This is a genomic window from Streptomyces sp. NPDC002076 (assembly GCF_053593835.1).
Genome location: NZ_JBSFDI010000003.1, coordinates 427,436 through 439,620, shown reverse-complemented (window position 1 = coordinate 439,620; position 12,185 = coordinate 427,436). Strand labels below are relative to the sequence as shown.

Annotated in this window: 10 protein-coding genes and 1 pseudogene; 7 read left to right on the top strand and 4 right to left on the bottom strand. The window is 66.4% G+C overall.

The genetic code is table 11. The features are described 5' to 3' along the window. Positions 1–62 precede the first annotated feature (62 nt). Together ACWCQS_RS09155 and ACWCQS_RS09150 are read left to right on the top strand one after the other, a co-directional pair. Positions 63–349 (top strand): annotated as a pseudogene (locus ACWCQS_RS09155) (transposase); the annotation flags it as partial. Between the two features lie 352 nt (positions 350–701). Beyond that, on the top strand, positions 702–2,471 hold the full coding sequence (locus ACWCQS_RS09150) for a sialidase family protein (protein ID WP_451003842.1): 1,770 nt from the start codon (positions 702–704) through the stop codon (positions 2,469–2,471). 406 nt (positions 2,472–2,877) lie between these two features. On the opposite strand, the gene ACWCQS_RS09145 is transcribed toward ACWCQS_RS09150, so the two are convergent. After that, positions 2,878–3,693 (bottom strand): WecB/TagA/CpsF family glycosyltransferase, encoded by an 816-nt coding sequence (locus tag ACWCQS_RS09145; RefSeq protein WP_451003841.1) that lies wholly within the window; start codon positions 3,691–3,693, stop codon positions 2,878–2,880. A 17-nt stretch (positions 3,694–3,710) separates the two neighbouring features. After that, positions 3,711–4,835: a glycosyltransferase family 4 protein gene (locus ACWCQS_RS09140; RefSeq protein WP_451003840.1), complete on the bottom strand. Its 1,125-nt coding sequence runs from the start codon at positions 4,833–4,835 to the stop codon at positions 3,711–3,713. Positions 4,836–5,059: 224 nt separating this feature from the next. Between ACWCQS_RS09140 and ACWCQS_RS09135 the strand changes: the two genes are divergently transcribed. The 5 genes from ACWCQS_RS09135 to ACWCQS_RS09115 all read left to right on the top strand — a co-directional run bounded on the left by ACWCQS_RS09135 (position 5,060) and on the right by ACWCQS_RS09115 (position 9,608). Further along, complete coding sequence (locus ACWCQS_RS09135; RefSeq protein ID WP_451003839.1) at positions 5,060–5,929, top strand: class I SAM-dependent methyltransferase; 870 nt, start codon at positions 5,060–5,062, stop codon at positions 5,927–5,929. 167 nt (positions 5,930–6,096) lie between these two features. Next, entirely contained in the window at positions 6,097–7,137 is a 1,041-nt protein-coding gene (gene gmd, locus ACWCQS_RS09130) for a GDP-mannose 4,6-dehydratase (RefSeq protein WP_451003838.1), read from the top strand. 48 nt (positions 7,138–7,185) lie between these two features. Beyond that, positions 7,186–8,349, top strand: coding sequence for a DegT/DnrJ/EryC1/StrS family aminotransferase (locus ACWCQS_RS09125; protein ID WP_451003837.1), 1,164 nt, complete (start codon positions 7,186–7,188; stop codon positions 8,347–8,349). A 35-nt stretch (positions 8,350–8,384) separates the two neighbouring features. Beyond that, positions 8,385–9,323, top strand: coding sequence for a GDP-L-fucose synthase family protein (locus ACWCQS_RS09120; protein WP_451003836.1), 939 nt, complete (start codon positions 8,385–8,387; stop codon positions 9,321–9,323). A gap of 84 nt (positions 9,324–9,407) precedes the next feature. Continuing rightward, on the top strand, positions 9,408–9,608 hold the full coding sequence (locus ACWCQS_RS09115; RefSeq protein ID WP_451003835.1) for a hypothetical protein: 201 nt from the start codon (positions 9,408–9,410) through the stop codon (positions 9,606–9,608). Between the two features lie 118 nt (positions 9,609–9,726). Here the strand turns inward: ACWCQS_RS09115 and ACWCQS_RS09110 are convergent, their stop codons facing one another. Beyond that, positions 9,727–10,644 carry a glycosyltransferase gene (locus ACWCQS_RS09110; protein WP_451003834.1) on the bottom strand — a complete coding sequence of 306 codons (918 nt, stop codon included), beginning with the start codon at positions 10,642–10,644 and terminating at the stop codon, positions 9,727–9,729. Positions 10,645–10,836: 192 nt separating this feature from the next. Further along, on the bottom strand, positions 10,837–11,928 hold the full coding sequence (locus ACWCQS_RS09105) for a hypothetical protein (protein WP_451003833.1): 1,092 nt from the start codon (positions 11,926–11,928) through the stop codon (positions 10,837–10,839). Positions 11,929–12,185 lie beyond the last annotated feature (257 nt).

The window sequence follows — 12,185 nt, the reverse complement described above, 5'->3', positions numbered from 1 at the left end:
CGAGAACGGGGGTTGCTGAGGTCCTTGTTCCCGCCACCGCCGGAGGCACTTTCCAGGTGAAGATGCGCATCGGGTGCTATCCGCGTGTCGCGTCGACGGCGATGGCCGCGGGATCGTGTCGCAGGCTGATGCGGTGCTGCCGGTCGAGACGGTCCGCAAATCCGGCCTGGATGCGGCGACATCAGCGGCGCTTGTGCCGTGGCACAAGCCGTGGGCAGTACACGATCCGGGCAAGATCCTGCTGGATGTCGCGCTCGCGGTGGCGCTGGGCGGGGACTGCCTGGCCGATGTGGGCATGCTGCGGGCCGAGCCGGCCGTGTTCGGGCCGGTGGCCTCCGACCCCGCTGTCCCTGCGAGCAGCACCGGTCCACCGGAACCGTGGAATCCGGCGCACACCCCGGCGCGACAGGCGGGCTCTCACCTGCCCGCACTTCGAGAATCCCACCAACACCCGCCACAAAGGGGTCCGTCCGCAAGCTGACGGACCCCCATGAACGATCGAGGTCGAGCCAGGAGTGGCTCCGGGGCAAATCCTGATCAGCTGAACGGGTGCCATTCACTTGGGGAACAGATGCCTTTCGCCTCTGCAGCGACGATGCCGAGATATGAAAGGGATAAAGCAGTGCTGACGCAGTCCTAGCAAAGGAGTGACCGCGTTGAACTTCCTTTCGGACCCCGAAAGGCGACCACGGAGACGTCGCGTGGCAGCCCGGGGCCTGCTCGCCGCGTTCGTCACCGTGGTCGGTGTGGCCGCAACGCCGGCGATCGCCCAGCAGCAGCCTCCGTCTCCCCTCAACCAACTCTCTGCGGCGGGAGAAAAGCTGAAGCACAGCATCCCCGCCCAACATCAGCGGCTCCTGTCGGGATCAGGCCAGTTTCTACTCAATCTGGCGAACAACAAAAAGTTGCTGAAGACCCGGCCCAGGCAACTGCCGCTGACGCCACGGCCGGCGCCTCAGGGCTACGCCAACGACCCGAACGCCCCGGACAACTTCATCTCCAGGTTCGACGGCAACACGCAGAGCGAGCCGAGCACTGCCTGGTGCGGCAAGACGGCGGTCATCGGCTACAACGACACCGGAAGCTTCGTGTCGACGCTTGTCAACCCCCCGCCGAGCGGCGCCCTCAGCCTCCTTGGGTGGTCCCGCACCACCAACCCGGACCAGAAGCTGCCGTCGTACACCGACATGGGCGCCCTGATCGCCGATCCGCCCCCGCCCGGCGTGACCCGACGGGACCTGACCGGTGACCCGACGCTGGGCTGCTCGACCAGCAACAACTTCTACTTCGGGTCGACGTCCATGTCGTTCCTGACCGACGGCACCATCAAGAGCGGTATCTCGGTGGCCCGTTCCACGGACGGCGGCAAGAGCTTCCACCACGGTGACCTGGCGGCCAGCGGGGACCTCGGCACCCATTTCCTCGACAAGCCGATGATCACCGTCGAGCCGGGGCCGACCGCTTCCCCGTCCGACGACATCATCCACGTGACATACACCGACTTCGACGGCTCCGGAACCTTCTGTGGCGGCGCCTTCCGCACGGCGATCGAGTACGTCAAGTCGACCGACGGCGGGGCGACCTGGACGGCACCACAGGTGATCGACCAGGACTGCGGCCTTACAGCCACCGTGTTCTCGTCTCTGGTGAAAACGGGCAAGGGCGGCAACGTCTACGTCGCCTGGGAGCGCTACGACCCCGATTTCCAGCACCGGTCCATCCATGTCCGCCGGTCGGTGGACGACGGCGCCAGCTTCGGCGGGGACCACTTGATCAGTCCGGTGGTGCCCACCGGCGACGGTACGTTGCTGCAGGGTTTGTTCCGCAACTTCGTGGATCTGCAGGGCCTGGCGGTCGCACCGTCGAACAAGGCCTTGTACGTGACATGGCACGACGGCCGTTACGCGCAGCAGCCCGACCCCAACAGCAACTGCGAGAACGTCAAGAAGTACTGCTTCTCCAGCGCGCTGTTCTCCAGGTCGACGGACGGCGGTGCCACATGGAGTGCCCCGACCCGGGTGAACGACGGCCCCGTCGGGGAACAGGTCGACTGGTACCAGCCGGCTCTGGACGTGGACTCACACGGCAACCTCTATAGTCTCTACTACGACCGGCAGGGCATCTACCGGGGCGTCGCGAGGAACTTCAACATCCAAGCCGTGGTCGCCCAGTCCTCCGACGGGGGAAGCAGCTGGAAGAGGGCGCCCGTGAGCTCCCGGTTCTTCCCGAGCATGGTGGATCAGGTGCCGCCCCCGCACTACATGGGCGACTACATCTCCATCGCCGCGGACACGCTCGGCACGTATCCGGGTGCCATCGCCGCCTGGGGAGACAACAGCCTCGGTGACGCGAACGTCGGCACGGTGCACGTGGTTGCGGATCCGCCCAAGCCCCATCCCAAGCCCCATCCCAAGCCCCATCCCAAGCCGCACCACGAGGAGAAGCCGGGGCATCACCGGCACCACTGGTAGGACTTGGCTGAGCAGATCGGTGTCGCCGGAGGGCCGTTGAGGACAATCGTCTTCTCGGCCCTTCGGCGTTGGCTGTGGTGCCCTGGCTCCTGGGTGGTGAGCGCCGGGGTGAGTTCCTCGCCGGAAGCGGGCGTTCCCCGGCCGGGCCGGGTGCGTGGCGAACGGTGGACGCAAGCGCGGGCGTCACTCGAAGTGCTCCGGCTCGCGGGGCCCTGCGGCGCCTGCTGTTCCTGCGGGGGCGTGCGGTCGCGTTCGAAGCGACGCCGTACCGGCCGCCGCGTACGGCACGGCGAACCACGTGGAAGCCACCGCCCGCACCTGGCACGTCACCGTGTTCCAGGCGTACCACCGCGGGCCCGAGCCGGATGGCCCGGGCCCGCGGTGGTACGCGGCGTGGTCGCCCGCCTTACGCTCCGCCCCCGCGGCCGGCCGGCCGACGTGCCCAGCAGGCGGCGACGAGGGCGACGAACCGGGTGTTGCCCACCGCGTACCGCACGAACATGCGGCGCGGCTCCTGGACCAGGCGGTGGAACCATTCGAGGCCGGCCCGCTGCATCCACCGCGGTGCCCTGCTGCGCACTCCCGCCACCACGTCGAAGGATCCGCCGACGCCGACCACCAGGGCGCAGCCCAACTCCTGCTGCCGGCGCGCGAGAAAGTACTCCTTGCGCGGACTCGGCACGGCGAGGAACAGGATGTCCGGACGGGCTTCACGGACGGCCGCCACCACCTGCGGCTCCTGGGTCTCGTCCCAGTAGCCGTCCCGGTGCCCGACGACCTGGACACCCTGGGCGGCGGCGATGCGGGCGGTCTCCTCGACCACCCTGGGTTCGGCGCCCAGGAGGTAGACGCGGTACCCGCGGAGTGCCGCCGTACGCCACAGCGCCAGCATGAAGTCGATGCCCGCGACCCGTTCGGGCAGCGGGCTGCCGAGGAGGCGGGCCGCCCATACGACCGACTGTCCGTCGGCGTTGACGAGCGAGCACGAGCGGATGATCCGCGCCAGTGCCGGGTCGTCATGGGCCTGGACGATCTTCGAGGCGTTCAGCACGACGTGCTGGTGAGGGCCGCCGTCCGCGATCAGTGCCTCGGCGGCCGTCACCGACTCCTCCAGGGTGAGCGGGTGGACGGGCAGTTCGCACACCGTCACGGGCCGACCCGGGCCCGCCCTCCCGGTTGCCGTGGTCTCGTCGGGCAGTCCCGGCGTAGGCGGTGTGTGCACCTGTGCCTCCAACGCATTCAACCTTGTCCGAGAATCGATGTCTCCCAGAAGCGCGCGAACGACTCCTCGACACGATCGCGCGCGTACAGCGGCCGCAGCCGATGCCACGCCTCCTGCTGGCGGTCCCGGACACCGTCCAGGTCGGTCCGGCAGGCCTCGAGGAAGGCGGTGACCGAGGTGACCGTGGGTTCGACGGCGTCCACGCATCCGTGGCGGAAGAGTTCGGCGCAGCCGGCGGACGGGGTCCCCGCGACGGCGCAGCCCGCCTGCAACGCCTCGAGCAGTACGAAGGGGAGTCCTTCGGCCCAGCGGGCCGGGAGGACGAACACGTCGGCAGCGGACCAGAACCCGGGGACGTCCGCCGGCTGGAGCACACCGAGGTCCCGGTCCACACAACCCATCCGGGATTCCGGCACGTCCCGGCGCATCCCGGCGACGGAGAAATCCACGGCGGTGCCCGACCGTTTCATCCGGTCCACCGCATCGCACAACACGTCGAAGCCCTTGGCCCGGCACATCGTGCCGAGCCAGGCGACGCGCAAAGGCCGCACGGCACCGGGGTCCGCCGACTGCGTGCGGTTCCGCGTGGGAGACGCACCGGCTTGGCGGTGCGTCTCCGGTGCCGGGTTCCGGATCACCGTCACCGACCTCGTACCGCAGCCACTGGCACGCAGTTCCGCGGCCACGTCCTCGCTCAGGACGATCCAGTGGGCTCCACCCAGTGCCTTCCGCAGAAGCGGGGCCGCGGAGAGCCGGGCCGGCAACTGGGCGCCGTGGAGGTGCAGCACCGGCGTGGACCGGCATGCCTTGGCGAGGGCGACGATGAGGGCGTCCCGCAGCAGGGGAAGACCCCACTGGGAGATCGGCAGGTAGACGGCGTCCGGACGTTTTGCGACCAGCATCCGGGCGAAACGCCGCATGGCCAAGCCCGTTGCGCCGACCTTGGCGAGCCACGGCGGCTCGAAGCGGTCGGACCTGCGTTCCGCGGAAAGGGAGACGACCCCCACGACATCACACAGGCGCCGCAGCACCGGGGTGAAGAATTCGGCGGCCCTGCCCATGCCTCCGAGGCCCGCACTGTGCCTCAGCGCGAGGACGGTCGGCACCAAGAGCTGCGTATCCCTCGGGTGGAACGGGAACATGACGTCTCCCTCCAAACAATTTATCGAGATCTTATCCGAGGTTTCACGGCATCATGCCCGGGGTCGCAGAGGCCAGTGCGACACGTTGGCTTCTTTTTATTCATAGGATATGTCGATGCAGAAAAGTAGGGGACTCACGGGACGGTAACTCGGTGCTTCGCATCCGCCGTGATAGAAGAGCTTCTGCGCCCAAGGATCATGTGTGGAAACGGCAGGAGATTCTCGTGCTTGAACCGGATATCAAGGATTTCTGGTCCGCCCACCCGTGCGGTGACAACGTCTTCGGGGCGCCGGACGGAGACGAGCGACAGGACTACGAGGAGTTCTTCTCGCGGTACGACGCCGCGAAGTACCGGCTCGAACACCACATTCCGGCGTGCCTGGAGAGACTGGACTGCGCCGGGCGTCGCCTTCTCGAGATCGGACTCGGACAGGGCTCGGAGGCCGAGCAGTTGATCAGGCGAGGTGCCCGGTGGACGGGGGTCGACCTGACCGAGACGGCGGTCAGGAGGACGGGAACGCGGCTCGCCCTGCGTGAACTGCCGTACGACGGGCTGCACCAGGCCAGCGTTCTGGACCTGCCGTTCCCGGACGGATCCTTCGACGTCGTCTTCAGCCACGGGGTGCTTCACCACGTCCCGGACGTCCACCGGGCCCAGCGGGAGATCCGTCGGGTACTGAAGCCCGGCGGAGAGCTGGTGGTCATGCTGTACGCCCGCTGGTCGCTCAACTACCTCGTGTCGATCGGGCTGCTGCGCCGAGCCGCGCTCCTGGCGACCCATCCGCTGGTGCGGCTGGGCGCGCTTCCCAAGCCCCAAGGGCTCCTCGGCGCCCACCTGGACAACGCCCGCAGGATCGGGCTCGCACGATATCTGCGGATGCCGGAATTCATCCACCGCAACACCGATGGCCCCCACAACCCGTTTTCACGGGTCTACGACGTCGGGCGCGTGCGACGGGACTTCCCCGACTTCGACGTCCGCCACACCGAGAAGCATTTCCTGCACGCCCCGCCGCTGCCTGTTCACGGACGCGGCAGCGGGAAAGTACTGGGCTGGCATCTGTGGGTGCGTATGACGCCGCGCGCCCGTTGAACGGGAAACCGTTTACGAATGCGCCGCATGGGGGGAACACTCGGCCGTGACCCTGGGTGGTTCAGGGGCTATTTCCTACGCTGTTGCCGGGGAGGAAGGAACCGGCCGCACAGCAACAGAAAAAGCGGCCGGTCGTCCATTCGTCAGCTTCAGCACAAGGAGTGCGTGTGACAGCCAGAACGGCGCTCATCACCGGAATCACCGGCCAGGACGGCTCCTATCTCGCCGAGTTGCTCCTGGACAAGGGCTACACCGTCCACGGAATCATCCGGCGTGCTTCCACGTTCACCACCAGCCGTATCGATCACCTCTACCAGGACCCGCACGCTCCCGAAACCCGGCTGTTCCTGCACTACGGCGATCTGACGGATGCCAGCAGGGTCGCCGGTCTCCTCGAACGCGTACGGCCGGACGAGGTGTACAACCTCGCCGCCCAGTCGCATGTGCGCGTTTCCTTCGACGAGCCCTTGTTCACCGGGGACACGACGGCACTGGGCACCACGCGGCTGCTCGAGGCCATCCGGACCACCGGCCTGCCCTGCCGCTTCTACCAGGCGTCGAGCTCTGAGATGTTCGGTGCGTCGCCCCCGCCGCAGCACGAGACGACTCCTTTCCACCCTCGCTCCCCGTACGGAGTGGCCAAGGTCTACGCGTACTGGATCACCCGCAACTACCGTGAGGCGTACGGGCTCTACGCGGCCAACGGCATCCTTTTCAACCACGAGTCACCGCGCCGGGGGCCCACGTTCGTCACTCGCAAGGTGGCCATGGCGGCGGCTCGGATCAAGGCGGGCCTCCAGGACGCGCTGTACCTCGGCAACCTCGAAGCGCGCCGCGACTGGGGCTACGCAGCGGAGTACGTCGAGGCCATGTGGCTGATGCTGCAGCAGGACGCCCCGGACGACTACGTCGTCGCCACGGGCACCAGCTACAGCGTTCAGGATTTCGTCGAGCACTGCTTCGCCCATGTGGGCCTCGACTGGCGCGACCACGTGCGCTTCGACGAGAGATACCTGCGCCCCGCCGAGGTCGACGACCTGGTCGGTGACGCGTCGAAGGCGGCACGGATCCTCGGCTGGCGGCCGGCTGTGCGCACGCCCGAACTGGCGGGCCTGATGGTCGATGCGGAACTCGAGGCACTCCCTGGGAAGGGAGAAGGCCCGGTGCCGGCCGTACCTCTGCCCGCTCACCCGCTCGCCCGGCTCTGACCCGTTCCGGTGGCTGGACATGCCACCCGTCCCACAGAGGTTGTCCACGTGATCAAACTGATCAAGTCCAGCTTCCATCGTGAAGCCGAGACCAAGCGTGCCCTGGCCGAGTTCGTCCTGAGCCAGGACGTCCTCAGCATGAGCGAGCAGTGCCGGGCGTTCGAGACGGCTTTCGCCGAGAAGCAGGAGCGGACGTATGCGGTCTTCGTGGCCAACGGAAGCGTGGCCAATCTGCTCCTGATCCAGGCCCTGCTGAACCAGGGCCGCCTTCAGCGTGGAGCGCGTGTCGGCTTCTGCGCACTGACCTGGCCGACCAACGTCATGCCCCTGATCCAGCTGGGTCTGGAGCCGGTCGCGATCGACTGCGAGCTGGACACGCTGAACGTCTCGCCCGAGGCCTTTGACGCACACATCGCCGGCTGCCAGGCGCTGTTCCTGACCAACGTCCTGGGGTTCTGCGACGATCTTCCGGCGCTGCGGCGCATGTGTGACGACCGCGGTGTCCTCCTGATCGAGGACAACTGCGAGGCCCTGGGGTCGAGAACGAACCACACCCTGCTCGGCAACTTCGGTGTCGCCTCGACGTTCTCGTTCTTCGTCGGTCACCACCTGTCGACCATCGAGGGCGGCATGGTGTGCACCGACGACGAGGAGCTGTACGAACAGCTGGTCATCTCCCGTGCCCACGGCTGGGACCGCAACCTGCCCCCGGGCACGCGGGAGAGGCTGCGTGCCGAGGCCGGCGTGGACGACTTCCAGGCCAAGTACACCTTCTACGACCTGGCGTCGAACTTCCGGCCCACAGAGATCAACGGCTTCATCGGGAACCAGCAGATCCGGTACTGGGACGAGATCGTCGGGGCGCGGGTGGCCAACTTCGAGCGCTTCCGGCGGGCCATGGCAGGCAACGCGGATGTACTCCACTACGACCTGAGCCATATGGACACCGTGTCGAACTTCGCCATGCCGGTCGTCTGCAGGACCCCCGAGCTGGCCCAGAAGTACCGCTCCGAGTTCGAGGCGGCCGGGGTGGAGATCCGTCCAGTCATCGCCGGTGACATCACGCAGCAGCCCTTCTATCGCAAGTACGTCCAGGACACGACCGAACGGCCGAACGCGCGGCTCGTCCACACCAACGGCTTCTACTTCGGCAACAACCCCGAGATGAACGAGGAAGAGCTGACAACCCTGTGTGGCTTGCTCGCCGGCTGACGAGAGAGAAAAGTACGGAGTAAGGGGCAGGCGGGATGAACCGGCAAGCGAAGATCTATGTCGCCGGGCACACCGGGATGGTGGGCCAGGCGATCGTGCGGCGACTGCGCTCCGAAGGGTACGAGAACCTGGTTCTGGCCACGCGGGCCGAGCTCGACCTCACCGACCAACGTTCCGTGCGGGACTTTGTCATGACCGAGCGGCCCCGGTACGTCGTCGACAGTGCCGCGCGGGTGGGCGGCATCAAGGCGAACATGAGCCATCCCGCGGACTTCCTGTACGAGAACCTCCAGATCCAGAACAACCTGATCTGGTCGGCCAAGGACGCGGGGGTCGAGACGTTTCTGTTCCTCGGCAGCTCCTGTATCTACCCCCGTGCCTGTCCGCAGCCCATGAGGGAGGAGTACCTCATGACGGGCAGGCCGGAACCCACCAACGAGGCCTACGCCTACGCGAAGATCGCAGGGATGAAGCTGTGCGAGTACATCCACGCCGAGTTCGGGATGAACTTCGTCTCCTGTATGCCGACAAACATCTACGGTGAGAACGACAACTTCGATCCCGAGACCTCTCATGTGATCCCGTCTCTTCTCAGCAGGATCCATCAGGCAAAGGCGACGGGCTGTTCCGAGGTGACGATCTGGGGTACCGGATCGAGCCGGCGTGAGTTCCTGTATGTGGACGACTTGGCCGATGCCGTGGTGTGGCTGCTGTTCAACTACACGAAGAAGCAGTTCCTGAACGTCGGAACGGGTGAGGACGTCTCGATCCTGGAGTTGGCCGAGCACATCGGCAAAGTGGTCGGCTACGAAGGACAATTCGTGTTCGACCACACAAAGCCGGACGGGATGCCGAGAAAGCTACTGGATGTCACCAGGTTGCACGAGCTCGGCTGGAGCCACCGCATCGGGCTCGACGAAGGACTCAGGCGGACGTACGACTGGTACCTGACCCATCTGGTCCCCTCTTCATGACGGATGCCGCTGAACCCCTTTCATCCTGAGCGTCAGGCGATCTCGACGGCGTGAACGGCGGCGGCTGCACGACCGATTCGGTTGGTGCTGCGGCGGGCTTTCGGCCCCACCAAGGCCGCGCAACTGACCCGCGCCCAGCTCCGGCCCGCACCCAAACGCGCCGACCGGGCTCACCAGCCACTGCTCGTCGAGGACGCACTCGGCAAGCAGATGCTCGCTCTTGTCCTGGCTGAGATCGGGGACGACCGCACCCGTATCGAGCATGGCTCGATACGGGGCCAATAGGGCTCCTGTGCCGAGACGCCGGTGAGTGAGATCACCAGCGAAACGGCCAGGAGCCCTGCCACGTGACGAACCCGGACCACCAGCCGCCGGCACCCGCGAACCGCGGGATGAGAAGCGTTCACTCACTCAGGCTGACCGCGCTTCCCGAACGTCCCGTGATGAGCGCCATACCCCAGCCACACACGAAGGAAATTTCCTGCATGCCCAGCACACAGTCCACAGACCGGCCGCACACCGTACCGAAAAGGACCCGGCAAAGCGCAAGACTGAGTTTGCCCGCTCTCCGAATCAGTCGACGGGACATCGGCATACCACTGATCTCGGCCTCCACCACGGCCGAGGTCCGGCCCCCGTGGAAGGCACGGCGTACAACCCCCGACAACGTCATCCTGTCCTGGTCGGGGGTTTCGAAGACAAGTGCGGTGCGGGTGAAGAACATCCGTGCTCCGCGCTGGGTCATTTCATGGAAGAAGACGGAGTCCTCGCCGCCCGTCCTGTCGAACGCGGAGTTGAAACGCAGACCCGTGCGACAGACCGTGGACATTCGGACGAGTGTGTTTCCGGATTGGGCGGGCCCTTCCAGCGGCCCGTCATCCTGGGTCCTCACCTGGCGAATCAGCCGCCCCTCGTCGAGCCATCGGGGTGCCCCCTGAGGCAGACGGATCACGACAGGACCCACGACGACGTCGGCGTCGTTGTTCTCGGCACTGGCGACCAGGGCGCCGAGCCATTCCGGAACCGGCCGCTCGTCGTCGTCGATGAAAACCAGCGCATCGTACTGCCAGGCGGCGTCGATTGCCGCGTTGCGGACCTGGGAGTAACCACGCTTCTCGACGCGCCGGTACGCGACGCCGCAGGCGGCCGCGGCCTCACGGACCGACTTCGACCCGGCCGCCGAGTTGTCCAGGATCAGGATCGACACCGCGCGCAGACCACTGCTCTCGGTGACTCGAGCCTGCTGAACGAGGTCGTCGAGCAAAGGACGCAGCGGGCGCGCACCTGTGGTCGGCACCGCGATGAGAATGGTCTTCAGCATGCTGGGCATAGGAGGCGATTGCCTGTCTGTGTTCCGGAGGAGCGGAGTAGTGGTCGCGCTCACATCCGGTCGGAGTAGCGGAATTATTCCCGCGGTCGGACGGAGAGCCTAGCTGTGACAACTCCGGACGTGGCGCGCGGACCTTTCACGGCCGCAGGAATCTCACTCGTCCGGGGCACGCCAGCCGATGCATCACAAGAGTCCGATTGCCAGCAGTCTCTCCCGGGCGGTACGAATTCGTGCGCTCCAATCACCCACCTCACGCAGTCGCTTCAGCGCCCGGTCGACGACCGGCTGCCAGCTGCCGGGTGAGGCCAGGATGTCCAGCACCTGTTGAGCCGGGTTGTTCCAATCGACCTCGACGACAGGATTGAAACCCATGAGGGCCACCAATTCCGAAGGTGCGTGCCCGAGCACAAGACACCCTGACGCCATGCTTTCGAGATATCGCTGAGTCATCGTCTCCACGTTGCCGGAGCGCTGTGGATGCGTGAGCGAGGACGGGAAGCAGACCGAGATCACCGCATCCGACAGGCCGCGCCGCAGAGCGTGTTCATCCGGATACACGAGTCGGCCCGGCTCGTTCTCGTACAGGTGGGGAAGGGGAGAATGCAGCCGCACGGCCTCAGTGATTGCCTCGTGCCAATCCGCGTGCCGACGTCCGAGCTCCAGGATGCCGACCCTCCTCGCATCCAGACAGGTGCCGGAATCGTGCCGAGCGACCCGTGTCGCCTCGGGGAGATGGATGACCTGGGACTGAGGCAACGCCTCAGCGAGGAATCGTGCCGACTGGAGGGCCGTGACGAAAACGGCCGGGGGCCGTAGGGGCCGCAGCCGACGGGCCCACAACTCCCAGGTCGGCTCCCACACGTCCCAGCAGTACGGGACGACATCTCCCGCGAGGCCGGCCGCGTAGAGCTGGCCGAACCGTGCTCCCATCATGGGGACGATGACCGGTCCTTTACGGCGGCGCCACCGACGGGGGAGGCAGAAGTGTGATCTGGCGAGAGCCCGACCGATCAAAGGCGGGGTCCTGACCTCCACGCCGTGGGCGCCCTGTCCGATGAATTCGGCGACCAGATCCCTCACCGCATAGTGCGAGGGATGCTCCTCATGCAGCGGGACCGCCACGCGCAGTTCAGTGGTGGGGCGATCACGGGATCCAACGGCAGTCGTTGCCCCTCCGCGGACTCCTCGCAGCGAAACGATCACGTGTCCGAATTCCTTTTGTTTTTCCGGCAGGCGACGAATATACACCGATTTCTGGTGATTCTGCCGTAGCATGCTGACACACTTCGCCAGGAAGGGACGTCCGCACGTGGTTCTCCACGCTCAGATTTCAGTAGGGCCGGCCGCGTCGTGAACGAAGGGAAGTCGCCCGGCGAAGCCCGGGAAGAAGTATCGGTCCGGTCGCCTTTTCGGACAGGACCTCCACCGCAGCGAGCACAGTCGGCACAGGAGCGGATCGAACCTCAGCAAAGCGTCCTCGCCCCCCATCTGCGGGCCGCCGGACGTTCACTCGGGGTCAAAGCCGTGAGTCT